This is a genomic window from Pseudoxanthomonas sp. SORGH_AS_0997 (assembly GCF_031453535.1).
Classification (GTDB): domain Bacteria; phylum Pseudomonadota; class Gammaproteobacteria; order Xanthomonadales; family Xanthomonadaceae; genus Pseudoxanthomonas_A; species Pseudoxanthomonas_A winnipegensis.
In genome coordinates this window covers 2,622,803-2,648,684 of the sequence record NZ_JAVIZI010000001.1, presented here as the reverse complement: position 1 = coordinate 2,648,684, position 25,882 = coordinate 2,622,803, and the positions used below count along the sequence as shown (strand labels likewise).

Below are 25,882 nucleotides of genomic sequence, written 5' to 3'. Positions count from 1 at the left end.
GCATTTTCAGCGGTTGCGGCGCGAGAGCAGGGCTTCCATCACGACCTTGCCGTCGGCGTTGCGCGCGCTGAGCAGGCCGCCGTGGGCGCGCACGAACTGGTCGGCGATGTACAGGCCCAAGCCCAGGCCGCTGCTGGCGCTGAAGCGGCCCTTGAACGGCTCGAACAGCCGCGGCAGCAGCTCGTCGGAAATCGCGCCGACATTGCTCACCATCAGCCGCACGTGCGCGTTCTCGCTGCCGTCCAGACTCACCTCGACCGGCTCGCCGCCGCCGTGCTCGAGCGCATTGCCCAGCAGGTTGGAGAGGATCTGGGCGTAGCGGTCGGCGTCGACGTCGGCCACCAGATCGCCGGTGCAGGTCAGGCGCAGCACACTGCCGGGCTTGGCCTGGCGGAATTCCTCCACCGCGCCGGCGGTCAGCGGCTGCAGGTCCTGGGCGACGAAGCTCATGCGCAGGCCGCGGGTGCGGATGCGCGAGAAGTCCAGCAGCTGCTCGACCATGCGCGCCATGCGCCGTCCGCTGCTTTCCAGAAAGCCCAGCGTGCGCTGCGCCGAGGCGTCCGGCGGCAACTCCACGCCCAGCTTCTCCGCGCACAGCAGCACCACCGACAGCGGCGTGCGCAGGTCGTGGGTGAGCACGGCGGTCATGGTCTCGTTGAGCTCCAGCGCGCGTTCCAGCTCGGCGTTGCGGCGCGCCAGCAGGCGGCGCTGCTCGTAGAGCTCGACGAAGATCTGCACCTTGCCCAGGATCACGTGCGTCTCGATCGGCTTGTGCAGGAAGTCCACCGCGCCGGCCTCGTAGCCCTTGAACGCGCGCAGCGGATCGTTGGGCGAGGCGGTGAGGAAGATGATCGGCACCTGCCGGGTGCGCTGCGAGCCGCGCATCAGCTCGGCCAGGGCGAAGCCGTCCATTTCCGGCATGTGCACGTCCAGCAGCGCCAGGGCGACCTCGTGGGTCAGCAGCAGCTCCAGCGCCTGCGCGCCGGAGGCGGCGCACAGGATGTTGAGGTCGGCGCGGCGCAGCAGCGCTTCCATCGCGATCAGGTTCTCCTGGACGTCGTCGACGATCAGCAGGTTGATCGGCTCGCCGGTCGGCGCGTCCTGGGGCGTGAGATTGAGATTCATCGAGAAAGGGCCGAGAGGTGGTGGCAGAGTTCTGCCAGGGAAAGAACGGCGTCCGCACCGGCGCGGGCCAGGGCCGAGGCGGGCATCAGTGGTGAGGACGCATCGGCCGGGGTCTGGATCCAGGCGGTGCCGCCGGCGCGGCGCACCGCGGCCACGCCCTCGCTGCCGTCGCTGCTGGCGCCGGTGAGCAGGATCGCCAGCAGGCGCGGGCCGAAGACCTCGGCGGCGGTCTCGAACAGCGGGTCGATCGCCGGCCGCGAGAACAGCACCGGCTCGTCCAGTGACAGCGCCACATGGCCGGCGTCCTCGACCAGCAGGTGATAGTCCGGCGGGGCGATCAGCACCTGGCCGGCGCGCAGCGGCTGCTTGTCCTGCGCCTCGTCCACCTCCAGCGCGCAGTGCGCGCCGACGATCTGCGCCACCTTGCTGGGCCGGTCGCGCGGCAGGTGCAGCACGATCAGCACCGGCTGGGTCAGCGTGGCCGGCAGGCTGGCCAGCAGCGTCTGCAGCGCCATCACGCCGCCGGCCGAGGCGCCGATGACGATGGCATCCAGGTCGTGGCCGCTGGGCAGCTTCATGCGGCCTTCCGGTACAGGCGCTGCTCGCGGCTGACCACCTCGAACGCGCCGGCATGCGGCCCGAACTGCAGCGACTCCTTGCTGCCAAGGCCAAGGAAGCCGCGATGCACCAGCGCCTCCTGGAACAGCCCGATCGCGCGGTCCTGCAAGGCGCGGTTGAAGTAGATCAGCACGTTGCGGCACGACACCAGGTGCACTTCGGAGAACACCGTGTCGGTGGCCAGGCTATGGTCGGCGAAGACCACGTTGCGGCGCAGGCTGCGGTCGAACACCGCCCCGTTGTAGGCGGTGGTGTAGTAGTCGGCCAGCGAGCCGCTGCCGCCGGCGTCCAGATAGTTGCGGCTGAACAACGCCAGCCGCTCGATCGGGAAGATGCCGGCCTCGGCCTGGGCCAGCGCCTCGGTGTTGATGTCGGTGGCGTAGAGGATCGTACGCTCCAGCAGGCCTTCCTCGCGCAGCAGGATCGCCAGCGACCAGACCTCCTCGCCGGTGCTGCAGCCGGCCACCCACAGCTTGATCGAGGGATAGGTGCGCAGCACCGGCAGCACCTGCGCGCGCAGCGCGGCGAAGTAGGCCGGGTCGCGGAACATCTCCGAGACCTGCACGGTGAAGTACTGCAGCGACTGGGCGAACAGCGCCGGGTCGTGCAGCAGCCGGTGCTGCAGCTGCGCCACGGTGTCGCAGTCCAGCCGCGCCATCGCATGGCGCACGCGCCGGCGCAGCGAGGACATGGCGTACTGGCGGAAGTCGTAGTGGTAGCGCCGGTAGATCGCCTCCAGCAGCAGCGACAGCTCCAGATCGAACAGCTCGGCCTCGTTCACTGCCGCGAGCACCACACCCGGCACAGCGAGACCAGCTTGTCCACATCGATGGGCTTGGCGATGTAGTCGTTGGCGCCGGCCTCCAGGCAGCGCTCGCGATCGTCGGCCATGGCCTTGGCGGTCAGGGCGATGATCGGCAGGTGCTGGTGGCGGCGCTGCTTGCGGATGTGCCGCATCGCGGTCAGCCCGTCCATCTCCGGCATCATGATGTCCATCAGCACCAGGTCCACCTCCTTGTCCTGCTCCAGGCGCTCGACCGCCTCGCGGCCGTTGCGCGCGATCTCCAGCTTCACCCCGAGCGGCTCGAGCACGCTGGACAGGGCGAAGATGTTGCGCACGTCGTCCTCGGCCAGCAGGATCGTACGCCCGTCCAGCACCGCATCGCGCTTGCGCGCCTCGCGCAGCAGGCGCTGCTGGTCGCTGGGCAGCGAGGCCTCGACGCTGTGCAGGAACAGGGTCACCTCGTCCAGCAGCCGCTCCGGCGAGCGCGCGCCCTTGATGATGATGCTCTTGGAGTAGCGGCGCAGGCGCTGCTCCTCCTCGCGGGTCAGCGCGCGGCCGGTGTAGACGATCACCGGCGGGAACGCGCCGGATTCGCGCTCGCCCATGCGCTCGAGCAGGTCGTAGCCGCTGCCGTCGGGCAGCGCCAGGTCGGTGACCATGCAGTCGAAGGTCACCGCGGCCAGCTGTTCCATCGCCTCGGCGATGCTGCCCACCGCGGTGATGTCCAGGCCCTCGTGGGCGAGCAGGCGGCGCAGGTTCTCGCGCAGGTTGCGGTCGTCCTCGACGATCAGCAGGCGGCGCATGTTGCGCTCGCTGGTCTGCTCCAGCTGGCGGATCGCCGCCACCAGCCGCTCGCGCGTGGCCGGCTTGAGCAGGAAGCCCACCGCGCCCAGTTCCAGCGAGACCTGCGCGCGCTCCTGCGCGGACATCACGTGCACCGGAATGTGGCGCGTGGCCGGGTCGCGCTTGAGCTGTTCGAGCACGCTCAGGCCGGAGATGTCGGGCAGGCCGACGTCCAGCAGCACGCCGCTGGGCTGGACCTGCGGCGCCAGGGCGATGGCCTCCTGCGCCGAGCCGGCCACCACGCAGTCGAAGTCCATGTCGTGGGCCAGCTCGACCAGCGCCTGGGCGAAGGCGGCGTCGTCCTCCACCGCCAGGATCGCGCGGCCGGGGCGGGTGCGGCGGTCGCGGTCGTCGAACGCGCTCGGTGCCGGCGCTGGCGTGGCGCTCGCGGCCGGGGCGGGCGCCGGCGCAGCGGGCGCGGGCGTCGCGGCCGCGCGCACGGCAGGCTCGGGCGCGCGCGGCGTCACCGGCGTGTCGGGCGTCTGCGGCGCGCCCTCCACCGGCAGCTCCAGGATGAAGGTGCTGCCGCGGCCGGGCTCGCTGTCCACGGTGATGGTGCCGCCCATGCGCTGGGCCAGATCGCGCGAGATCGACAGCCCCAGGCCGGTGCCGCCGAAGCGGCGCTGGGTGCTGCCATCGGCCTGGCGGAACGCCTCGAAGATCACCCCGGTCTGCGCCTTGGCGATGCCGATGCCGGTGTCGCTGACCACGAAGCGCACCCGGCCCACGCCATGCCCCTGCACGACCAGGGCGACGTGGCCGTGCTCGGTGAACTTGACCGCGTTGGCCAGCAGGTTCTTGAGCACCTGCTGCAGGCGCTGGGCGTCGATGGTCAGCCGCTCCGGCGCGCCGGGCTCGGCGCGGATGTCCAGCCCCAGCGCCTTCTGCGCGGCCAGCGGCTCGAAGGTCTCGCGCAGGCGCACCAGCAGCGGCGCCACGGCGATGTTGTCCTCGGACAGCTCGACCTGGCCGGCCTCGATCTTGGACAGGTCCAGGATGTCGTTGATCAGCGCCAGCAGGTCGTTGTTGGACGAGTGGATGGCCTGGGCGTACTTGATCTGCTCGGCGCTGAGCGTGCCCTCGCGGTTGTCGGCCAGCAGCTTGGCCAGAATCAGCGAGCTGTTCAGCGGGGTGCGCAGCTCGTGGGACATGTTGGCCAGGAACTCTGACTTGTACTGCGAGGCGGCCTCCAGCTCCTTGCCGCTGCGCACCAGCTCGTCCTGCGCGGCCAGCAGCGAGCGGCGCTGCTCCTCCAGCTCGTGGGTGCGCTCTTCCAGGTGCACGTTGATCTGTTCCAGCTCGGCCTGCTGCTGCTCCAGGTTGGCCTGGGACTGCTGCAGGCTGCGGCTCTGCTCCTCCAGCTCCTCGTTGGCCACGCGCAGCTCTTCCTGCTGGGCCTGCAGCTCCTCGCTCTGGCGCTGGGTCTGCTCCAGCAGCTCGACCAGATCGGCGCGCAGCTGCGCGGTGCGCAGGGCCACGCCGATGATGTCCATGCAGCGCTCCAGCAGGGCCAGGGCGCGGCCGTCGCTGTGGGCCACGCCGCTGCGGCCCAGTTCGATCGCGCCGACCACGCGGCCATCGGCGGTGACCGGCGCCAGCATCAGCTCGCCCGGCGCGCTGCGGCCCAGGCCGGTCTGGATCTGCACGTGCGAAGCATCGACGGCGCGCAGCTGGCGGACCTGCTTCAGGCGCACCGCTTCGCCCAGCTGGCCCTCGCTGGCGGGAATCTCGCTGGCCATGCCGGCCGGCAGCGCGATGCCGCCGCTCAGCACCAGGCGCTCGCCGAGCAGGCGGTACAGCGCGCCGACGTGCGCACCGGTGGCCTGGCACAGCGCGCCCAGCGCGTGCTGGGCCAGCTCCTGCGGCGACAGGTCGCCCTGCACGGCCGCGGCCACCGCGGTCTGGCGCTCCTGCAGCCACAGCGCGCGCTGGGCGGACATGCGCGCGCGGATGCCCTGCATGGTGATCATGCCCATGCCCAGGAAGCACAGGCTGCCGAAGGTGCGATTGACAGCCGAGAACGAGGAGTTGGTGCTGGCCGGGGCCACCTGGAAGCCGATCGCCACCAGCACGCAGGCCAGCACCGCCACCAGCAGCGGCACGCGCGGGCGCGACTGGAAGTTGGTGATCGCCACGGCGAAGAAATGGACCAGCCAGACCGCATAGCCCAGCGGCGTCACCAGCTCCAGGCCCAGGGTGAGGATCAGCAGGCCGGCCGCGGCGGCCCAGATCCAGGCGTCCCGCGAGGTATTGGAGATTTGCATGGTGCGCGTACGGCTGGAAAAAAGACCCCCGATGGTAGCCGAGATCACGCGCAGATCACGTGCAGCGCCTGCGCCGCCGCGCGGTCTCCACGCGGCCTTCACATGGCGACTTCGAAGAATGCCTGTGCCCGCCTCGTCGCCTCGCTGCGCGTTGCGGCGGGCGACGCTGTGTCATCCTGCCGGGTCGTGCCGTCCCGCTTCTCTCGCTCCCTTCCCGGTGTTATTCCCATGTCCAAGCCGCTGCGCATTCTCTTTGTCGAAGATCAGGCCGACCTGCGCGAGCTGATGTCCGACGTGTTCGTGCAGATGGGCATGGAGGTGGTCACGCTCGCCGATGCCGCCGCGGCGCTGGAGCTGCTGGCCGAAGGGCCGCAGGTCGACGTGCTGTTCACCGACGTCTACATGCCCGGCCAGATGAGCGGCGCCGAGCTGAGCATGCGCGTGGCCCAGCGCTGGCCGCAGGTGCGCATCGTGCTGGCCTCCGGCCATGCCCGCCACCAGCTGCCCGAGCTGCCGCCGGGCGTGCAGTTCATCCAGAAGCCCTACAGCCTGCAGCAGGCCGCGCGCCTGATCCGCGGCGAAGCGCCCAGCATCCAGGCCGCCTGAGCCGGCGCCCGCGCCGGGCGTAGGACCTTCGGCAGGGGAGGGCGGACCGCCGGGGGCGGTAGGATCACCGGTCCGTGCGTGGCCGGGCTGGTGCCCGGCGCGCTTCACCTGATTGCCTGGGGATCCGCATGCTCCTGAAATCCACCGCCCCGCGCCTGCTCGGTGCCTTGGCCCTGGCCGCGTGCGCGGCCGGCGCCTGGGCGCAGACGCCGACCGTGTCGGCCGCCGACTACGCCCGCGCCGGCACGCTGATGTTCGCCCAGCCACTGGTCGACCACGCCGTCACCCGCGTGACCTGGCTGGACGACACGCACTTCGTCTACACCGACCACGACGCCAGCGGCGACCGCCTGCTGCAGACCGACACGGCCACCGGGACCACCGCGCCGCTGTTCGACGCCAAGGCGCTGGCCGCCTCGCTCAACACGCTGCTGGAGACCAAGGACAAGCCGATCAAGGCCGACAAGCTGGGCATCCGCGGCATCGCCCTGACCGCCGACGGCCGCTACCGCTTCGCCATGCGCGGCACCGAGGTGGTCTGCGACGCCAGCGCCAAGTGCGCCAAGGTCTACGCCAAGCAGGGCGCCGAGCCCGGCGCGCTGTCGCCGGACAAGAAGTCCGAGGCCTTCATCCGCGACTGGAACCTGTGGGTGCGCGACCTGGCCACCGGCAAGGAGACCCAGCTGACCACCGACGGCGTCAAGGACTACGGCTACGCCACCGACAACGCCGGCTGGAAGCACACCGACAGCGCCATCGTCGAGTGGTCGCCGGATTCGCGCAAGATCGCCACCTTCCAGCAGGATCAGCGCAAGACCAGCGACATGTACCTGGTCAGCACCAAGGTCGGCGCGCCCAAGCTGGAGGCGTGGAAGTACCCGCTGCCCGGCGACAAGCACGTGACCATGATCGAGCGGGTGATCATCGATGTGCCCACCCGCCAGGTCACGCGCCTGAAGATGGAGCCGGACCAGCACCGCTCCACGCTGTGCGACGACATCAGCTGCGGCCCGGACGGCGGCTGGGACGATGTGAAGTGGGCGCCGGACAGCAAGACCGTGGCCTTCGTGTCGACCTCGCGCTTCCACAAGGACGCCTGGTTCCGCATCGCCGATGCGGCCACCGGCGCGGTGCGCACCGTGTTCTCCGAACACGTCAAGACCCAGTACGAGAGCGGCAACGGCACGGCCAACTGGGCCTATCTGCCGGCCAGCAACGAGGCGGTGTGGTTCTCCGAGCGCTCCGACTGGGGCCAGCTGTATCTGTACGACCTGACCACCGGCAAGCTCAAGCACGCCATCACCACCGGTGAGGGCAACGTCACCGAGATGCTCAAGGTCGATCCGGCCACGCGCACGGTGTGGTTCCGCGGCGTCGGCCGCACCGCCGGCCTGAATCCGTATTACCAGCAGTTCTGGAAGGTCAGCCTGGACGGCGGCGCGCCGACCCTGCTCACGCCCGAGGCGTCCGACCACACCGTGGCGCTGTCGCCCGACGGCAAGCTGTTCGTCGATGCGTACTCGACCACCACCGTGCCGCCGGTGACCGTGCTGCGCAGCGCGGCCGACGGCAAGGACGTGGCGCCGATCGCCAAGGCCGACATCACCCGCCTGAAGGCCGCCGGCTGGGTGCCGCCGGAGCCGTTCACGGTCAAGGCGCGCGACGGCAAGACCGACCTGTACGGGATCCTGTTCAAGCCGTCCAACTTCGATCCGTCCAAGAAGTACCCGATCGTCAACTACATCTATCCCGGTCCGCAGACCGGCTCGGTGCGCGGGCGCAGCTTCCTGGCCGCGCACGGCGACAACCAGTCGCTGGCCGAACTGGGCTTCATCGTGGTGGCCATCGACGGCATGGGCACGCCGTGGCGCTCCAAGTCCTTCCACGACACCTGGTACGCCGACATGGCCGACAACACGCTGCCCGACCAGGTGGCCGGCATGAAGGAACTGGCCGCGCGCTATCCGTGGATCGACCTGTCGCGTGCCGGCATCTGGGGCCATTCGGGCGGCGGCAACGCCTCCACCGCGGGGATCCTGCGCTACCCGGACCTGTTCAAGGTGGCCTGGTCGGAGAGCGGTAACCACGACAACCGCGGCTACGAGGACGACTGGGCCGAGCGCTACCAGGGCGAGCTGATCGTCGGCAAGGACGGCAAGAGCAACTACGATGCCCAGGCCAACCAGTCGCTGGCTGGCAACCTCAAGGGCCATCTGATGCTGGTGCACGGGACGCTGGACGACAACGTGCCGCCGTACCTGACCCTACTGGTGGCCGACGCGCTGATGAAGGCCAACAAGGACTTCGACATGCTGATGATCCCCAACGCCCGCCACGGCTATGGGGCGATGACGGCCTACGTCGCGCGCCGTCGCTGGGATTACTTCGTGCGCTACCTGGCCGGCGGCACGCCGCCGGCGCAGTACGACCTGCAGATGCCGAAGGACTGATCGCGCGCGGTCGATCTTCGCGCTGCCGATCGTGTTCGAGAGAGGCCGGGTCCTGCGAAGGATCCGGCCCTTCTCTTTTTCAGATCGTCATTCCCTTGAAAGCGGGAATCCAGGGACGTCGCGCTTCGCGCTTGCTGGTGCCTTCCGATTGCCCCGTAAGTCGCGGCGAGAGGCAGGCCCCCAAAGAAACGCCGGTGCAAAACCGGCGCCTCTCTTCATCTTTTTCGTCGAATGGATCAGGTCTTCGACTCGAGCGGAAGCAGGCTCACAGGCCGGGTTTGCCCGATCAGGATCTCCTGCCCATTCTGGTCCTTGATATGCAGGCGGGTGCGCTGCGCTTCGGCGGTACTCGGCTGCCCTTCACATCGCTCCATGCACATCTCCAGCTTGGTCTCGCACTGATCTTCGGGATTGCCACTGGACAGACACTGCCTGTACGCCATGTTGCACACGGCGACACACGACGCCTGCGCCTTTCCGGGGGTGAGTGAGAGGGCGGTGCCAACCGCCAGCGCGGCTCCAACGATGATTGCTTTCATCCGTCAATCTCCTTTTGGTGGGAATCATTCCCGCTGCAGTTCTAGCACTGCCGAGCTGCCGCTGGCGCAACCGTCATCACGGTCTCGTCGCGATACGAATGCTCACCCGACTTGGCCACCATGAGCGAACAGTTCCGGACGTCCGCAATGTAAATCGCGACTCCCGTGCGAGCGAACGATTGATCGCGACGCAACATCCGATCCCGCCCGCACATCGTCCCGCCCGACGACAGCCAAACAGATCAAGCGCTGCGTCATGTCAACGTTTCCGGTGGCTTGCCCCACCGGCCGCGCGCGATACTGCGCATCCCATGCGCAAGATCCTCCACATCGACATGGATGCCTTCTACGCATCGGTCGAACAGCGCGACGACCCGTCCCTGCGCGGTAAGCCCGTGGTGGTGGCCTGGCGCGGCGCGCGCTCGGTGGTGTGCGCGGCCAGCTACGAGGCGCGCGTGTTCGGCGTGCGCTCGGCCATGCCGGCGGTGCGCGCCGAGCGGCTGTGTCCGGACGCGGTCTTCGTGCCGCCGGACTTCACCCGCTATAAGGCCGTCTCGCGGCAGGTGCGCGAGATCTTCCTGGCCCATACCGACCTGGTCGAGCCGCTGTCGCTGGACGAGGCCTACCTGGACGTGACCGACCCCAAGATCGCCTCGCCCAGCGCCACGGCCACCGCGCAGGCGATCCGCGCGCAGATCTTCGAGACCACGCAGCTGACCGCCTCGGCGGGCATCGCGCCCAACAAGTTCCTGGCCAAGATCGCCTCGGACTGGAACAAGCCCAACGGCCAGTACGTGATCAAGCCGGCGCAGGTCGAGGCGTTCCTGACGCCGCTGCCGGTCGGGCGCATCCCCGGCGTGGGCAAGGTCGCCGAGCAGAAGCTGGCCGAGCTGGGCATCACCACGGTCGGCGAGCTGCGCGCGTGCTCGCTGGAGGAGCTCAGCCTGCGCTTCGGTCGCTTCGGCGCGGCGCTGCACCGGCGCGCGCGCGGCATCGACGAGCGCCCGGTGGAGCCGGACCAGCCCGTGCAGTCGATCTCGGCCGAGGACACCTTCGCCGTGGACGTGCCGCTGGAGGAGCTGGACGAACCGATCGTGCGCATGGCGGCCAAGGCGTGGGCGGCCACGCGCAAGACCCCGCGCATCGGCCATACCGTGGTGCTCAAGCTCAAGACCGCGCAGTTCCGCATCCTCACCCGCAGTTTTACGCCCGAGGCGCCGCCGACCTCGCTGGAAGCCTTCACCCGCATCGCGCTGGCCCTGCGCGAACGCGTGGACCTGCCCGCCGACACGCGCTATCGCCTGGTCGGCGTGGGCCTGTCGGGCTTTCGCGAGCGCGAGGAGGTGGCGGTGCAGGGCGCGCTGTTTGACCATGGTCTGGCGCCTGCGGGCGATGACAAACCGGCCATGTGATTGTTTAACGCGCGGCGCGCGCACTAGCATCGGCGTCCATGTCGTTGCGCATCGTCCCTCGCTGCCTGTCCTGGCTGCGCCTGCCGGCGCTGGCCGTGCTGCTGCTGGCGGTGCTGGCCAATCCGGTACTGGCGGCGGTGGGCGACCTGCATGAGGCCACGCGCGGCAGCGCCGCGCACCTGCATCAGGCCGATGGGCACGCGCTGGCCGCCGACACGGACGATGCCGACGATGCGGGCGATCTGCTGCATGCGCTGATGCATGCGGCGCATTGCTGCGGCCACCTGACCGCGATCCCCTCGCAGTTCGCGCTGCTGCCGATGGCGGCGGTGCGTGCGGCCCCGCAGGCGCGTGCGGACCTGCCCGCGCGTTCGCACACCCCGAGCCTGGCGCTGCGTCCGCCGATCGCGGCCTGACGATCCCTTGCCCGCGGCGCCCGTGAAGGCTGCGCCGCGGGGATTCGTCATCGCCCTTTCGGAGATTCCCCATGTGGTTGCGACTGGCGGCATTGGCCGCCTTCGCGGCCGTGCCCTGCGCGTTGGCGCAGGACCGGCCGCCGGCTCCCCTGAGCCTGGACGAGGCGCTGCGGCGCGTGTCCGACACCCATCCCCAGCTGCGCCTGATCGACGGCGAGCGACCGGTTCTGGAGGCGCGCCGTGACGCCGCCGCGTTGGCGCCGGCGACCAGCCTCGGCGTGGAACTGGAGAACGCGCTGGGCAGCGGGCAGACCCGCGCCTTCGACAGCGCCGAGCTGACCGTCTCGCTGTCCGGCGTGCTCGAACGCGGCGGCAAGCTCGACGCGCGCCGCGCGCTGGCCCAGGCCAACCTGGACGCGCTGGCGCCGCGGCGCGAGGCCGCCCGCCTGGACGTGCTGGCCCAGGTCGCCCAGCGCTACCAGGCCATCGCCCTGGCCCAGCGCGCGCTGGCCATCGCGCAGCTGGACATCGACCAGCGCCGGCGCGCCGTGCAGGCGGCGCAGGCGCGGCTGCAGGCCGGCGCCTCGCCCGAGTCGGTGCTGCTGACCGCACAGGCGCAGCTGGCCCAGGCCGAACTGGACCGCGACCGCGCGCTGGCGGCCGGCCAGGCCGCGCGCCGCCAGCTGGCCACGCTGTGGGGCCAGCGCGAGGCCGACTTCGACGCGGTCAGCGGCGATCTGGAGGCCCTGCCGCGGCTTGAGTCCTTCGACGCCCTGAGCCGTCTGCTCGAACGCACGCCGGAGCTGGCCATCGTCGCCGGCCAGGCGCGCGTGAACGAGGCGCAGCTGCGCCTGGCCACCAGTGCGCGCAGTGCCGATGTGCAATGGCAGCTGGGCGTGCGCCGCCTGCAGGATGCGGGCGACACCGCGCTGGTGGCGGGCTTCAGCCTGCCGCTGGGCGGCGCGCGGCGCGCCGAGCCGGAGATCCGCGCGGCCCAGGCCGAGCTGGCGATCAGCACGCTGCAGCGCGACGCGGTGCTGCTGCAGCTGCATGCGACGCTGGCCGAGGCGCACGGTCGCTACCTGACCGCGCAACTGGAGACACAGCGCCTGGCGCGCGACGTGCTGCCGCGCCTGCAGCAGGCCGAACGCGCCGCCGAACGCGCCTGGCGCGCCGGCGCCATCAGCTACCTGGAATGGGCGCAGCTGCAGGCCCAGCGCGTGGAGGCGCTGCGGCGCCAGCTCGATGCCGCCGCGCAGGCCCAGACCGCCCTCATCGAACTGCAGCGCCTGACCGGGCAACCGGTGGTGGCGCCCCACGCTGCGCAGGAGATCAGCCCATGAACACGCATTCCCACCTCCCGCGCTGTCTGCTGCTGTTCGGCACGCTGCTGCTGGCCGCCTGCGGCAAGGACGCGACGCCGGCCGTCGCGACGGACGATCACGCGCAAACCGCCACCCGCGACGAGCACGCCGATACGCCGCAAGGTGCGCGGGAGGACGCCGAGGCCGACAGCACGGTGATCCCCGCGGACATCGCGCGCGAAGCCGGCATCCGCGTCGCCCCGGCCGGGCCGGGCACCATCGCCGACGCGCACGAGGTGCAGGGCGTGCTGACGCCGGTCGATGGCCGCATCGCCCAGGCGACCGCGCGCTTCCCCGGCCCGGTGCGCAGCCTGCGCGCCAACGTCGGCGATCGCGTGCGCGCCGGGCAGGCGCTGGCCAGCATCGAAAGCAATCTCAGCCTGACCTCCTACACCGTCAGTGCGCCGATCGGTGGCGTGATCACCGCACGCGGCGCGCAGCTGGGCGGGGTGGTGGGCGAGGGCGCCGCGCTGTTCGAGATCGCCGACCTGTCCACGCTGTGGGTGGACCTGCATGTCTTCGGCAGCGACACCCAGCACATCACCGCCGGCGTACCGGTCACCGTGACCCGGATGACCGATGGCGTCAGCACCCGCACCACGCTCGAACGCGTGCTGCCCGGCACGGCCACGGCCAGCCAGAGCACCGTGGCGCGCGCGCTGCTGCGCAACGACGACGGCCTGTGGCGCCCGGGCGCGGCGGTGAAGGCGCGCATCGTGGTGGCCACCACGCCGGCGGCGCTGGTGGTGCCGCTGGCCGCGCTGCAGACGCTGGAGGGGCGACAGGTGGTGTTCGTGCGCGAGGGCCAGGACCGCTACGTCGCCCGCGCGGTCGAACTGGGCCAGCGCGACGCGACCCAGGCGGCCGTGCTCTCCGGGCTGAAGCCGGGCGAGCAGGTCGTGGTCGAGCAGAGCTATGTGGTCAAGGCCGATCTCGGCAAGGCGGGGGCCGGCCATGCGCATTGAGGCTGCCTTGAACGCCGCGCCTAACGCCCGGCCGTCCCCTTCGTTGCCGCGCTCGCGGCAATCCAGCGCCTTCGCGCTCGACGGGACGACATCGCCACATCACGGGCGTCCCGCATGCGCGCAGATCACGCCGATGCAGGCGATGGCGTCTGTCGCACGAGGCATGACCAACACGGTCCCGGGAGGACGCCCCCATGCTTGAGTCCATCCTGCGCCTCAGCATCGCCCACCGCTGGCTGGTCCTGGCGCTGACCGGCGTGCTCATCGCCGTCGGCGCCTGGAGTTTCACCAAGCTTCCCATCGACGCCACGCCGGACATCACCAACGTCCAGGTGCAGATCAACACCGCCGCGCCCGGCTACGCACCGCAGGAGGCCGAGCAGCGCATCACCTTCCCGGTGGAGACGGCCATGGCAGGACTGCCCGGGCTGGAGCGCACGCGCTCGCTGTCGCGCTATGGGCTTTCGCAGGTGACCGTGTCCTTCGTCGATGGCACCGACCTGTACTTCGCCCGCCAGCAGGTCGCCGAACGCCTGCAGCAGGTGCGCGCGCAGCTGCCCGAGGGCCTGGACCCGCAGCTGGGGCCCATCGCCACCGGCCTGGGCGAGATCTTCGCCTACACCGTCGACGCCGCGCCCGACGCGCGCAAGCCCGATGGCAGCCGCTACACCGCCACCGATCTGCGCACGCTGCAGGACTGGGTGATCCGCCCGCAGCTGCGGACGGTGCCCGGCGTGACCGAGGTCAACACCATCGGTGGCCACGCGCGGCAGATCCACGTCACGCCCGATCCGGCGCAGCTGCGCGCGCTCGGCCTGACGCTGGAAGACGTCGTGCAGGCGCTGCGCGTCAACAACCGCAATGTCGGCGCCGGCTACATCGAGCGCAACGGCCAGCAGCTGCTGGTGCGCATCCCCGGCCAGGTCGAGGGCATCGACCAACTGGGCGACATCGTGCTGGCGCGGCGCGAGGGCGTGCCGATCCACGTCCACGATGTCGCCCGGGTCGCCGAGGGGCCGGAGCTGCGCAGCGGCGCCGCCACCCAGGACGGGCACGAGGTAGTACTGGGCACGGTGATGATGCTGGTCGGCGCCAACAGCCGCAGCGTGGCGCGCGCGGCGGCCGAGAAGCTCGAGGTCGCCCAGCGCAGCCTGCCGCCCGGCGTTACCGCCACGCCCACCTACGACCGCACCGCGCTGGTCGAGCGCACCATCGCCACGGTCGCCAGGAACCTGGTGGAGGGCGCGCTGTTGGTGATCTTGGTGCTGTTCGCGCTGCTGGGCAATCTGCGCGCGGCGCTGATCACCGCCGCGGTGATCCCGCTGGCGATGCTGTTCACCCTGACCGGCATGGCCCGCGGCGGCGTGTCGGCCAACCTGATGAGCCTGGGCGCGCTGGACTTCGGCCTGATCGTCGATGGCGCGGTGATCATCATCGAGCACTGCCTGCACCGCTTCGGCCTGCGCCAGCGCGAACTGGGCCGCGTGCTCACCGACGAGGAGCGCTTCGAGGAAACCGCGCGCGCCAGCGCCGAGGTGATCCGGCCCAGCCTGTTCGGCCTGGGCATCATCACCGCGGTCTACCTGCCGATCTTCGCGCTCACCGGCGTGGAGGGAAAAATGTTCCACCCCATGGCCATCACCGTGGTGCTGGCGCTGAGCGGGGCGATGCTGCTCTCGCTCACCTTCGTGCCGGCCGCCATCGCGCTGTGGCTGGGCGGTCGCGTGCGCACCGGCGAGAACCGGGTGATGGGCTGGCTGCGGCGAAGCTACGTGCCGCTGCTGGACGCCAGCCTGCGCCATGGGCGCGTGGTCGCCTTCGCCGCGCTCGCGCTGGTGGCGCTGTGCGGTGCGCTGGCCACGCGCCTGGGCAGCGAGTTCGTTCCGCAGCTGGACGAAGGCGATATCGCCATGCACGCCATGCGCATTCCCGGCACCTCCCTGAGCCAGTCGGTGGACATGCAGCAGCGGGTGGAGAAGCGGGTGCTGGCCTTCCCCGAGGTGGCGCGCGTGTTCTCCAGGATCGGCACGCCGGAGGTGGCCTCCGACCCGATGCCGCCCTCGGTGGCCGATACCTTCATCATGCTCAAGGACCGCGCGCGGTGGCCCGATCCGCGCAAGTCCAAGGACGCGCTGATCGGCCAGATCCAAGCCGCGGTGCAGGCGCTGCCGGGCAACAACTACGAGTTCACCCAGCCGATCCAGATGCGCATGAACGAGCTGCTTTCCGGCGTGCGCGCCGACGTGGCCGTCGCGCTGTACGGCGACGACCTGGACACGCTGCGCCAGGTCGGCGCGCGCATCGAGGCCGTGGCCCGCGGCGTGCCGGGCGCGGCCGACGTGCGCCTGGAGGAGACCGAAGGCCTGCCGCTGCTCTCCGTGCTGCCCGATCGCGCCGCGCTGGCCGGCTACGGGCTCAACGCCGGCGACGTGCAGGACACGGTGGCCACGGCGATCGGCGGCGAAGTGGCCGGCCAGCTGTTCGAAGGCGATCGCCGCTTCGACATCGTCGTGCGCCTGCCCGAGGCGCTGCGCGGCGACCCGGCCGCGCTGGCCGACCTGCCGATCTCGCTGGCACCGGCGCTGGCTGGCGACGACGCCGACGAGGCCGGCCGCGTCGGCGGCTGGAACACGCCACGCACGGGCGCCGTGCCGCGCACGGTGCCGCTGCGCGAGCTGGCGCGCCTGGAGATCAGCGAAGGCCCCAGCCAGATCAACCGCCAGGACGGCAAGCGCCGCATCGTCGTCACCGCCAACGTGCGCCAGGGCGACCTGGGCAGCTTCGTGCAGCGTCTGCGCGAGGCGGTCGATGCGCGGGTCGAGCTGCCGACCGGCTACTGGATCAGCTACGGCGGCAGCTTCGAGCAGTTGGCATCGGCCAGCCGACGACTGGCGATCGTGGTGCCGGCGACGCTGGCGCTGATCTTCGCGCTGCTGTTCTGGGCCTTCGGCAATGGGCGCGATGCGGCGGTGGTGTTCACCGGCGTGCCGCTGGCGCTCACCGGCGGCGTGCTGGCGCTGGCAATGCGCGGACTGCCGCTGTCGATCTCGGCGGGCATCGGCTTCATCGCGCTGTCCGGCGTGGCCGTGCTCAACGGGCTGGTGCTGGTGAGCTTCGTGCGCGATCTGCGCGTGCGCGGCGTGGCGCTGGCCCAGGCCGTGCGCGAGGGCGCGCTCGGCCGCCTGCGCCCGGTGCTGATGACGGCGCTGGTGGCCTGCCTGGGCTTCGTGCCGATGGCGTTCAACACCGGCGCCGGCAGCGAGGTGCAGCGGCCGCTGGCCACGGTGGTGATCGGCGGCATCGTGTCCTCGACGCTGCTGACCCTGCTGGTGCTGCCGCTGCTGTATCGCTGGGCGCATCGGCGCGAGGCGGTGTAAGGCGGCGTTCGGGCTTTGCCCGACGTGTGGCTCACGGCCGCCGTCGCCGCCCGCAGGCGGCGGCGGGCGGTTGCCGGGGCCTTGTAGCGCCGACGCCGCGGCCTGGCTTGAACGCCGCGCTACGCGTCGGCGGCTAACATGCCGCTCCCCTTCGTCGCGTGGAGCGCACCGTGTCCTTCCCCTACCCGCTGGTGATCTTCGACCTGGACGGCACGCTGGTGGACAGCGCGCCGGACATCGCCGAGGCGGTCAACCGCACGCTCACCGACTGGAAGCTGCGGACCTTCGACCTGGCGCAGATCACCAACTGGATCGGCGAGGGCTCGCGCCAGCTGATCACCTACGCCATGCGCGCAGCCGGCAGCGATGCCGACATCGACGCGGTGATGCCCGGCTTCCTCAAGCACTACGGGGATACCGCGCTGGATGGCCAGCTGTATCCGGGCGTGGCCGACACGCTGGAGGCGCTGCACGGGCAGGGCGTGCGGCTGGCGGTGTGCACCAACAAGCCCGAGCAGTTCGTGCGCCCGCTGCTGGAGGCGCGCGGCGTGCTGCGTCTGTTCGACGGTATCGTCGGCGGCGACACGCTGGCCCAGCGCAAACCGGCGCCCGAGCCGCTGTGGCACCTGGCCACGCAGTTCGGCGTGGATCCCGGCAAGAGCCTGATGGTGGGCGATTCGGAAAGCGACGCGCTGGCCGCGCACAACGCGGGCGTGCCGCTGGTGCTGCTGCGCTACGGTTATCGCAAGCAGTACGACCTCGACGCCGCCGGCGCGGTCGCGGTGCTCGACACCTTCCCCGAACTGCTCGCGCTGCGCTGAGGGTTCAGCGCCGGCGCGGGCGCTGCGTTTTCCCGGCAGGCGTGCAATAGGCCGCATGCAGCGCCTGCATCACGCCCAGCGCCGGGCTGTCGAGCAGGCGGTAGAAGATGGTCTGGGCCTCGCGTCGGGTGTCCACCAGCTCGGCCTGGCGCAGTACTGCCAGGTGCTGGCTCAGCGCCGACATCGACAGGGCGCTCTTGGCCTGCAGTTCGCCCACCGAAGCCTCGCCCTCCACCAGCCGGCACAGCACGCGCAGCCGCGCCGGATGCGCCAGCGCCTTCAGCAGCGCGCTCGCGGCCTGGGCGTGGCTGGCCATCGCGGCGGCATCCAGCGCAGGCGAGGGCAGGCGGGCGGGCATGGGCTTGACCTTTCGTTTTCGATGCGTCTAATTTAGACAAATCTAAAATATGACGCAACGGGAGTTTCGGATGTCACCGGCATCTTCCTCGCCGCAGGTCCAGCCCTTCCACGATCCGGCCACCGGCACGCTCACCTATGTCGTGCGCGATCCGCACAGTCCGGCGGCGGTGGTGATCGATCCGCTGCTGGATTACGACGCCAACGCCGCGCGCACCTCCACCGCCTCCTCGGACGCGCTGCTGGCCTGGGTACGCGAACAGGGGCTGGACGTGCTGTGGATCCTGGAGACCCACGCCCACGCCGACCATCTCAGCGCGGCCGGCTATCTGCGCGATGCGCTCGGCGCGGGGATCGCCATCGGTCGCGGCATCGTCGGCATCCAGGCGCGCTTCAAGGCGCTGTTCGGCCTGGGCGATGAATTCGTGGCCGATGGACGCCAGTTCGACCGTCTGCTCGACGACGGCGACGTGCTGCAGGTGGGCGCGCTGACCGTGCGCGTGCTCGCCACGCCGGGCCACACGGAGGACAGCCTGAGTTATGTGATCGGCGATGCGGCCTTCATCGGCGACACGCTGTTCGCGCCGGCCTCGGGCACGGCGCGCACCGATTTCCCCGGCGGCGATGCGGCGCAGCTGTACGCCTCGATCCAGCGCCTGCTGGCGCTGCCGGAGGACACGCGCCTGTTCCTGTGCCACGACTATCCGGCGCAGGGCGCCGTGCCGAAGGTCGAGGTCAGTGTCGCCGAGCAGCGTGCGCACAACCTGCATGTCGGCCAGGGCGCGAGCGAGGCCGACTTCGTCGCCCGCCGTCGCGCGCGCGATGCGGTCCTGCCGGTGCCGCGCCTGCTGCTGCCGGCCCTGCAGGTGAACATCCGCGGCGGTCGTCTGCCGCCTGCCGAGGCGGACGGGGTGGCCTATCTGCGCCTGCCGCTCAATCGGCTGGGCGTGCAATGAGCCTGGAGTGGAGCGGCGCACTGGCCGGCGGCGTGCTGATCGGCCTGTCGGCCAGCGCGCTGCTGTGGCTGACCGGGCGCATCGCCGGCGTCAGCGGCATCGCCGGACGCGCGCTGCTGGCGCCCGGCGAGGGCCTGGCCTGGCGGCTGGCCCTCCTGGCGGGGCTGATCTGCGTGGGCGGTCTGGCGCTGCACGCGCTGCCATCCACACAGCCCACGCGCGCCGGCTTTCCGCCGTGGCTGCTCATCGTGGCCGGTCTGCTGGTCGGGGTCGGCACACGCATGGGCAATGGGTGCACCAGTGGTCACGGCGTCTGCGGGCTGGCGCTGCATTCGCGTCGCTCGCTGGCCGCCGTTGCGATGTTCATGGCGGTGGCGATGGCGGTGACCTTCCTGGTGCGGCATGTATGGAGGGGGCCATGAACCGGCAGGTCTGGGCCGCGGCGGCCTGTGGCGCGCTGTTCGGCGTCGGCCTGGTGGTCTCGGGCATGACCGATCCGCAGCGCGTGCTGGGCTTCCTGGATGTCGCCGGGCACTGGGATCCGCGTCTGCTGTTCGTCCTGGGCGGCGCGGTGCTGACCAGCGGCGCGCTGTTTCCGCTGATCCGGCGACGTCAGGCACCGGTGTGTGCGCCGTCGTTCTCGCTGCCGGCCGCACGCGCGATCGATCGTCCGCTGTTGCTGGGCGCCGCGCTGTTCGGCGCCGGCTGGGGCCTGGCCGGCTACTGCCCCGGCCCCGCGCTGGTCGGCCTCGGTGCCGGCATCGGCGAAGCGCTGTGGTTCGTGCCGGCCATGCTGGCGGGCATGGCGCTGCACCGGCTGCTGGCGGGGGCATAAAAAAAGCCGGCGCAACGCGCCGGCTCTTCTCTGCAAACCTTCCTGGGCGAAGGCTTACTGCTTGGCCTGCCAGCGCACGCTGACGGTGTACTCGCGGCCGGGCTGGTTGTACCACTGGACGGTCTCGTAGTCCTTGTCGAACACGTTGGCGGCCTTGGCCAGCAGGGTCCAGTCGCGCGACAGGGCGTACTCCAGGCGCACGTCCATCGTGCCGTAGCCGGCCAGGCGCTCGGTGTTGGCCGCGTTGTCGTAGCGCTTGCCGGCGGCGTTGCCGGTCAGGCCCATGCGGAAGTCGCCGATCGCATAGTCCAGGTCCAGTCGCGCGGTGTCGCGTGCGCGGCGCGCCAGCCACTTGTCGTGGTTGGCGCCGTCGCCGTCGTCGCGCGCATCGGCGTGGCTGAGCTGGGCGTTGATGTCCAGCCCGGCCAGGGTGACGAAGCCGGTCAGCTCGGCGCCGCGGATCCTGGCCTTGTCCACATTGACGATGTTGAAGGCCGTGTCGTAGCCGATCAGGTCCTCGATGCGCGTCTCGTAGGCGTTGAAGGTCCAGTTCCAGCCCTGGCCGTACTGCGCCAGGCCCAGGTTGAGCGACTTGCTCTTCTCCGGCTTGAGGTTCGGATTGCTGAAGCCCGGGTAGTACAGGTCGTTGAAGTTGGGCGCCTTGAAGCCGGTGCCCGCGTTGGCGGTGAACTTGAAGCCGTTGCCGAAGCCGAAGCCATAGCCCAGGCTGCCGGTGGTGTGCGAGCCGAACTGTTCGTTGTCGTCGTTGCGCACCGAGGCCTGCAGCGCGTGCGCGCCGAAGCTGCCCTGGTACTCGGCGAACACGCCGGTGTTGTCGCGCGCGTCGATGTCGTAGGGCGTGGTGCTGGTGACGCGGTCGTTCAGCCAGTCCACGCCCAGGGTGAAGGTCTGGCCTTCGGCGAAGCGGTAGTCGCCCTGCGCCGAGGCGGTGTCGCGGCGGGTGTCGAAGGTGCTGACGAAGCTGCGCGTGCCGGTATCGGCATCGGCGAAGTAGTTGTCGGCCTGGTCGTCATTGCGGCCGGCCTGCACGGTCAGCTGGAACGCCTCGCTCGGGTTCCAGCGCAGCTTGCCGCCGGCCACGCGCTGCAGGCTCTTGGCCTCGTTGCCGCCGAACAGGGTGCCGTCGTATTCGTTGTAGCTGTCGGCGTTGAGGAAGTTGCCCTCCAGCGCCAGCGTGTCGGTGACGTCGATCCCGGCGCGCAGGCCGAAGGAGGTGTTGCGGTAGCCGTCGCGGTCCGGCTCGTCGGCGTAGCAGCCGGCGCCGAAGGGATGGGCCGCATCGCCGGCGGTGCCGCGGCAGGCGTTGATGCCGTCGGTGTCCTGGTAGCCGCCGTTGGCCGACAGCCAGCCGCGTTCGCCGCGATAGCTGAAGCCGGCGCTGTGGTCGCGCAGGCCATGGCTGCCGAAGCCGGCCTGGGCGTAGGTGGTCAGGCCCTTGCCGCCGCTGCGGGTGAAGATCTGGATGACGCCGCCGATGGCTTCGGAGCCGTACAGGCTCGAGCGCGGGCCGCGCACGATCTCGATGCGCTCGATCTGCGACACCGGCAGGTCCTGGAACGCGGCCAGCCCTGCGGTGACCGAGCCGATGCGCACGCCGTCCACCAGCACCAGCACGTGATCCGATTCGCTGCCGCGCAGGAACACGCTGGTCAGCTTGCCCGGCCCGCCCTGGTTGGCGATGTTGATGCCGGCGCGGCCGGCCAGCAGCTCGGGCAGCGAGGTCGCCTGGCTGCGCTCGATCTCCTCGCGCGAGATGACCTGCACGGGGACGAGACTGTCCTGGACGGCGACTTCGGTGCGCGTGGCGGTGACGCTGATCTGGTCCAGATCGGTGGCGTCGTCGGCGGGCCGCGCCAGGGCGGTGGCGGAAAGGCTCAGGCCGATGGCCAGGCAGAGCAGGGTGGTCTTCATGTGGGGAACTCCGTCGCGCGCCTCGCACGTGCAAGGCAGGAAAGTCGCGGCGACGGAAGGCAACACAGGCGGACAGCGCGCACGGCAAGGCGTGGGCGCGGCACGCGCGACGCCCTCCGCATCGCAACCGGTGGTGGGTTCGGTACGAACCCGTGCTGCTCAGGCCGGTCTCCGGGCTTGCGAGCTGGAAGGCACTCCTTCCGCCGTCGCGCCTTCCCGCGTGCGCTAGGGCACGCAGTGGCCGATGCGTTGGCATGGCTCGCTTACCGTTGCGGGGGCAGCGCCGGATTCGTCCCGTGGCGGGGCTCACCGGCTTCCCGTTTCAACCTGGACGCGATGGATGCGCGGCAGGTCACCTGAAAGCGGCGCGGATTGTACGCGATCCGGCGCCTGGCGCGGCGCTCAGTCGCTGTCGCGGCCGGGGCTGTCGAAGAAATCGAACGTGGGTGCGGCGCCGCCTTCCTCATCGTGGCGGGTGGTGGTCACCGGTGCGGCGGCGGGGCGGCCGCGCGGAGCGGGCAATGCGGCGGCGGCGACCTCGACCTCGGCCACCATCTGCTGGCGGCGGGCGTCGGGCACGTCCTGCCAGTGGCAGCCCAGCAGGGCGCCTTCCAGGGCGTAGAGCAGGTTGAGGCTAGGGCGGAAGCCGGCGCGCTTGATGCGCATGAAGGCTTCCACGGGACCGGCCGCGCGCAGGTCCTCTTCGGTGCGCAGGCCGACCTGACGCAGCCACGCAGCGGACTTGGGGCCGATGTTGCGCAGCTGCGTGGTGCTCACGCCAGGGCGTCCACGAAGGCCGCGGCGATGGCTTCCAGGCCGCGCTGGTCGTCTTCGTCGAAGCGGCCCACCTGGGGGCTGTCGATGTCCAGCACGCCGATCAGGGCGCCGTCTTTCACCAGCGGCACCACCAGCTCCGAACGCGAGGCCGCGTCGCAGGCGATATGGCCGGGGAAGGCTTCCACGTCGTGGACGCGCTGGGTCTGGCGGGTGCTGGCCGCCGCGCCGCACACGCCCTTGTCCAGGGCGATGCGCACGCACGCCGGCAGGCCCTGGAACGGCCCGACCACCAGCTCGGTGCCATCGAAGAAATAGAACCCGGCCCAGTTGAAGCCGGGCAGTGCGTGGTAGAGCAGCGCGGCGAGGTTGGCGGCGTTGGCGATGCGGTCGGTTTCCCCGTACATCAGGCCGCGCGCCTGCTCCAGCAGCTGCGCGTATTGCTCGGGCTTGGTCCCGGAGAGGGTCTGGGTCGCGAATGACATGTCGTGGATTCTACGACGCATGGCGCGCAGACCGGCCATGGTTGTGCAGGAAACGCTATGTCCCCGGTGCCCGCGGCGCGGAAAGCTTGGTTCTTGCGATCGAGGATCGCGGGGGCGTGCGCGTTCTGGCTTCGGTTGGGCAGCGGTCCGGCGGGCGGTGGCCGCTTTTCCCTCAGTCGGGGCGTCCTGCCCTGCCTTAAGGCGCTCGGCTTCCTGCCTCGCTCGTCGCGGCCCCCGCCCGCCGGCCCGCTGCCGCGCGCGTCGAGATGATCGGCTTCGGTCGAAAGAGGTCCTGCTTGGTTCACTGGGGAGCCTCGACCGTTCGGGCCCGTGGCGGCGCGCTATCGGGCTCCCATCTCCGTGGGAGCGACTGTCTCCTCAATCTGTAGAGCGGAGCTTGTGGCAATCCCCTTTTGGGGACTCCGCTGCTCTTCGTTCGGTTCATGGGAGGGCCCCAGCGGAGCGAGCTCCGCTCTACAGGCTCCCACCGAACACGAGCGGAGCGAAGAGCGGTCGGCGAAGCGTGTTTCCCGGCCCTGCACCCTGGTGGCGGAGACAAAAAAAAGGCCCGACAGGGGGAGGGACCTGTCGGGCCTGGATTTGTGCGGGGGGAGGGACCCACACAAATGGGGGTTGCGTGGCGCGGCGCGCCGGCGCGAGAACTGCTGTTGCGACGCAGCATAACGCCGGACTTGGTGCGATGCAACATCCCCTGTCGGTACGACCGACGAACGGTCGGCCGCGGGTCGATGACGCGCCTTGGTGTCAGTCCGCGCGCGGTCCGCGATAGCGGCTGCCGGCCGTGCAGGTCTCGTGGACCACGACCTGGCTCAGCATCGGCAGGGCGGGCTTGAGGTGGTCCCAGATCCACTCTGCGATGCGCTCGCTGGTCGGGTTGTCCAGGCCCTCGATGTCGTTGAGGTAGTGGTGATCGAGCCGTTCGTAGAGCGGCTTGAAGGCCGCCTTGACGTCGGCGAAGTCCATCACCCAGCCGGTGTGCGGATCCAGCGGGCCGGTCAGATGCAGTTCGACGCGGAAGGAATGGCCGTGCAGGCGGGCGCACTTGTGCCCCTCGGGCACGTTCGGCAGCCGGTGCGCGGCCTCGAAAGTGAAGACCTTGAAGATGTCCATGGCGGGCAGTCCGGGGCCGGCGCGTGGGCGTCGGCGGTGAAGGAAAGGGGACGCGCCGGCCTGCGGCGCGTCCCCGATGGCAGCTTAGTGCGCGGCGCGCGGCGCGCTCTGGCGCCGACCGCCGTCGCGGCGGCCGCCGTTGTTGGGCGCGCTGCCGCTGCCGTGCTTCTTCGGGCCGGCGTGGGCGTGGGCCTGCGCCTGGCGCGGGGCGTCGCCGTGCGGACGGCGGCCGTGGCGGCGCGGCGGACGGGTGCCCGACGGCTGCTCGGCCTTGCCCGGCGCGCTGTTGCCCCAGCGGATCGGATGCTGCGGCACGAAGCCCTCCACATCGCGGATCTCCACGTCGCGGCCCAGCAGGCGCACGATCTGGCGCAGCAGCTTGGCGTCTTCCTGCGCGACCAGCGACACCGCCTCGCCGGTGGAGCCATTGCGGCCAGTGCGGCCGATGCGGTGCACGTAGTCCTCGGCCACCATCGGCAGGTCGAAGTTGATCACCTTGGGCAGCTGGTCGATATCGATGCCGCGCGCGGCGATGTCGGTGGCCACCAGCACGTTGATCTTGCCGGCCTTGAAATCGCGCAGCGCGCGCAGGCGCTGGGCCTGGCTCTTGTTGCCGTGGATCGCCGCGGTCTGGATGCCGGACTTCTCCAGGAAGGTGGCCAGCTTGTCGCTGCCGTGCTTGGTCTTGGCGAACACCAGCGTCTGCACGCGCGTGTCGGCCGCCAGCAGGTGCAGCAGCAGCTCGCGCTTGCGCGCGCTGTCCACCGGGTGCACGCGGTGGGCGATGGTGTCGGCCACGGTGTTCTTCGGTGTGACCTGGATTTCCAGCGGGTCGACCATGAACTCGCGCGCCAGCGCCTTGATCGGCTCGGCGAAGGTGGCCGAGAACAGCAGCGTCTGCCGATCCTGCTTGGGCAGCTTGGCCAGGATGCGCTTGATCGAGGGCAGAAAGCCCATGTCGAGCATGCGGTCGGCCTCGTCCAGCACCAGGATCTCGATGCCCGACAGGTCCACGCTGCGGCGCTCGATGTGGTCCAGCAGGCGGCCCGGGCAGGCGATGACCAGGTCCACGCCACGACGCAGCGCGTCCAGCTGCGGACCCATGCCCACGCCGCCGTAGATGGTCGCGGCCGGGATGCGCAGGTACTTGCTGTAGTCGCGCAGGCTCTCGAAGACCTGCGTGGCCAGCTCGCGGGTCGGGGTCAGCACCAGCGCGCGCGGCCGACGCGGGCCACGGGTGACTTCCTGCGAGGACGTGCCCAGGTGCTGCAGCAGCGGCAGGCCGAAGGCAGCGGTCTTGCCGGTGCCGGTCTGCGCGCCGGCCAGCAGGTCGCGGCCTTCCAGCGCCGGCGGGATCGCCTGCTCCTGGATCGGGGTGGGATGTTCATAACCCTGCTCGGTCAGCGCGCGCAGCAGGAACGGGGCAAGCCCCAGGGATTCAAACGACATGAGAAAACTCCGGATGGACGCCCACGCCGCGCGGCCCCTGCCTGATCCGTGCGACGCGAAAGCGCCGCCGGCCACGCAAGCCAACGCGAGGAGAAGCGTGTGTTGCCCGAAGCGTTCCCGAACCGCGCTGCGAGTAACTGGATGGGCGGCCCGTGCCGACACTGGCGCGAACCGTCTTTGCGAAGCGAAAAGGCGTCGGAAGGAAGGGGGGCGAGGCGGGCGTAGGGCCCTGGCCGCGCCGCTGGTCCCGTCAAGGGAAACACGACTGCCGCTAGCGAAGCGCGTCGATGGTAGCAGATTCCAGGCCCGCCCGTGGCCCCGCCTCACGCCCGCCCCCGCACCGCGGCGCTTCTGACGAGCGCCATTGCCACCTCCGATC

General features: G+C 70.7%; 22 protein-coding genes and 1 riboswitch. Of the genes, 11 read left to right on the top strand and 11 right to left on the bottom strand.

Translation table 11 applies throughout. The features are described 5' to 3' along the window. Positions 1-6 precede the first annotated feature (6 nt). The 4 genes from QE438_RS11590 to QE438_RS11575 are packed head-to-tail and all read right to left on the bottom strand — an operon-like array spanning position 7 to position 5,634. Positions 7-1,125: a hybrid sensor histidine kinase/response regulator gene (locus QE438_RS11590; RefSeq protein ID WP_306995501.1), complete on the bottom strand. Its 1,119-nt coding sequence runs from the start codon at positions 1,123-1,125 to the stop codon at positions 7-9. Next, positions 1,122-1,703 (bottom strand): chemotaxis protein CheB, encoded by a 582-nt coding sequence (locus QE438_RS11585; protein WP_306995503.1) that lies wholly within the window; start codon positions 1,701-1,703, stop codon positions 1,122-1,124. Before QE438_RS11585 ends, QE438_RS11590 begins: the two co-directional genes overlap by 4 nt. Then, positions 1,700-2,548 (bottom strand): CheR family methyltransferase, encoded by an 849-nt coding sequence (locus QE438_RS11580; protein ID WP_205954370.1) that lies wholly within the window; start codon positions 2,546-2,548, stop codon positions 1,700-1,702. The genes QE438_RS11585 and QE438_RS11580 overlap by 4 nt, the downstream gene beginning before the upstream one ends. Further along, on the bottom strand, positions 2,521-5,634 hold the full coding sequence (locus QE438_RS11575) for a response regulator (protein WP_306995506.1): 3,114 nt from the start codon (positions 5,632-5,634) through the stop codon (positions 2,521-2,523). Before QE438_RS11575 ends, QE438_RS11580 begins: the two co-directional genes overlap by 28 nt. A 228-nt stretch (positions 5,635-5,862) precedes the next feature. Between QE438_RS11575 and QE438_RS11570 the strand changes: the two genes are divergently transcribed. After that, positions 5,863-6,240: a response regulator gene (locus tag QE438_RS11570; protein WP_130516465.1), complete on the top strand. Its 378-nt coding sequence runs from the start codon at positions 5,863-5,865 to the stop codon at positions 6,238-6,240. Positions 6,241-6,368: 128 nt separating this feature from the next. After that, positions 6,369-8,690 carry a S9 family peptidase gene (locus tag QE438_RS11565; protein WP_306995508.1) on the top strand — a complete coding sequence of 774 codons (2,322 nt, stop codon included), beginning with the start codon at positions 6,369-6,371 and terminating at the stop codon, positions 8,688-8,690. A 236-nt stretch (positions 8,691-8,926) separates the two neighbouring features. Here the strand turns inward: QE438_RS11565 and QE438_RS11560 are convergent, their stop codons facing one another. Next, complete coding sequence (locus QE438_RS11560; RefSeq protein WP_306995510.1) at positions 8,927-9,229, bottom strand: hypothetical protein; 303 nt, start codon at positions 9,227-9,229, stop codon at positions 8,927-8,929. Between the two features lie 311 nt (positions 9,230-9,540). Between QE438_RS11560 and dinB the strand changes: the two genes are divergently transcribed. From dinB to gph, 6 genes are all read left to right on the top strand, one after another. Continuing rightward, positions 9,541-10,641: a DNA polymerase IV gene (dinB, locus tag QE438_RS11555; protein WP_306995511.1), complete on the top strand. Its 1,101-nt coding sequence runs from the start codon at positions 9,541-9,543 to the stop codon at positions 10,639-10,641. 38 nt (positions 10,642-10,679) lie between these two features. Continuing rightward, the gene (locus tag QE438_RS11550; protein ID WP_306995513.1) at positions 10,680-11,057 is read left to right on the top strand and encodes a hypothetical protein; all 378 of its coding nucleotides are present in this window, start codon (positions 10,680-10,682) and stop codon (positions 11,055-11,057) included. Between the two features lie 71 nt (positions 11,058-11,128). Continuing rightward, positions 11,129-12,400, top strand: a complete 1,272-nt coding sequence (locus tag QE438_RS11545) for a TolC family protein (protein ID WP_306995515.1) — start codon at positions 11,129-11,131, stop codon at positions 12,398-12,400. Continuing rightward, positions 12,397-13,386, top strand: coding sequence for an efflux RND transporter periplasmic adaptor subunit (locus QE438_RS11540; RefSeq protein WP_306995518.1), 990 nt, complete (start codon positions 12,397-12,399; stop codon positions 13,384-13,386). Before QE438_RS11545 ends, QE438_RS11540 begins: the two co-directional genes overlap by 4 nt. 194 nt (positions 13,387-13,580) lie before the next feature. Further along, entirely contained in the window at positions 13,581-16,763 is a 3,183-nt protein-coding gene (locus QE438_RS11535; protein ID WP_306995520.1) for a CusA/CzcA family heavy metal efflux RND transporter, read from the top strand. A 170-nt stretch (positions 16,764-16,933) separates the two neighbouring features. Further along, complete coding sequence (gene gph, locus QE438_RS11530) at positions 16,934-17,584, top strand: phosphoglycolate phosphatase (RefSeq protein WP_306995522.1); 651 nt, start codon at positions 16,934-16,936, stop codon at positions 17,582-17,584. Between the two features lie 4 nt (positions 17,585-17,588). Here gph and QE438_RS11525 read toward each other — a convergent pair whose 3' ends face one another. Next, positions 17,589-17,942, bottom strand: coding sequence for a metalloregulator ArsR/SmtB family transcription factor (locus QE438_RS11525; RefSeq protein ID WP_306995524.1), 354 nt, complete (start codon positions 17,940-17,942; stop codon positions 17,589-17,591). Between the two features lie 70 nt (positions 17,943-18,012). On the opposite strand from QE438_RS11525, the gene QE438_RS11520 reads away from it, so the two are divergent. Genes QE438_RS11520 through QE438_RS11510 form a run of 3 tightly spaced genes read left to right on the top strand, consistent with a single transcriptional unit; the run spans position 18,013 to position 19,732 of the window. Then, on the top strand, positions 18,013-18,897 hold the full coding sequence (locus QE438_RS11520) for an MBL fold metallo-hydrolase (RefSeq protein WP_306995526.1): 885 nt from the start codon (positions 18,013-18,015) through the stop codon (positions 18,895-18,897). Continuing rightward, complete coding sequence (locus QE438_RS11515) at positions 18,894-19,319, top strand: YeeE/YedE family protein (protein ID WP_306995528.1); 426 nt, start codon at positions 18,894-18,896, stop codon at positions 19,317-19,319. The genes QE438_RS11520 and QE438_RS11515 overlap by 4 nt, the downstream gene beginning before the upstream one ends. Next, positions 19,316-19,732: a DUF6691 family protein gene (locus tag QE438_RS11510; protein WP_306995530.1), complete on the top strand. Its 417-nt coding sequence runs from the start codon at positions 19,316-19,318 to the stop codon at positions 19,730-19,732. The genes QE438_RS11515 and QE438_RS11510 overlap by 4 nt, the downstream gene beginning before the upstream one ends. Before the next feature lie 54 nt (positions 19,733-19,786). On the opposite strand, the gene btuB is transcribed toward QE438_RS11510, so the two are convergent. The 5 genes from btuB to QE438_RS11485 all read right to left on the bottom strand — a co-directional run bounded on the left by btuB (position 19,787) and on the right by QE438_RS11485 (position 25,503). Then, on the bottom strand, positions 19,787-21,664 hold the full coding sequence (btuB, locus tag QE438_RS11505; RefSeq protein WP_306995532.1) for a TonB-dependent vitamin B12 receptor: 1,878 nt from the start codon (positions 21,662-21,664) through the stop codon (positions 19,787-19,789). A gap of 144 nt (positions 21,665-21,808) precedes the next feature. Then, positions 21,809-22,039, bottom strand: a riboswitch (cobalamin riboswitch). A gap of 27 nt (positions 22,040-22,066) precedes the next feature. Continuing rightward, entirely contained in the window at positions 22,067-22,441 is a 375-nt protein-coding gene (locus QE438_RS11500; protein ID WP_306995534.1) for a TfoX/Sxy family protein, read from the bottom strand. Further along, on the bottom strand, positions 22,438-22,923 hold the full coding sequence (locus QE438_RS11495) for a GAF domain-containing protein (protein WP_130524992.1): 486 nt from the start codon (positions 22,921-22,923) through the stop codon (positions 22,438-22,440). The genes QE438_RS11500 and QE438_RS11495 overlap by 4 nt, the downstream gene beginning before the upstream one ends. Positions 22,924-23,688: 765 nt before the next feature. Then, entirely contained in the window at positions 23,689-24,054 is a 366-nt protein-coding gene (queD, locus tag QE438_RS11490; RefSeq protein WP_130516495.1) for a 6-carboxytetrahydropterin synthase QueD, read from the bottom strand. 84 nt (positions 24,055-24,138) lie between these two features. Continuing rightward, positions 24,139-25,503, bottom strand: a complete 1,365-nt coding sequence (locus tag QE438_RS11485; protein ID WP_130528189.1) for a DEAD/DEAH box helicase — start codon at positions 25,501-25,503, stop codon at positions 24,139-24,141. Positions 25,504-25,882 lie beyond the last annotated feature (379 nt).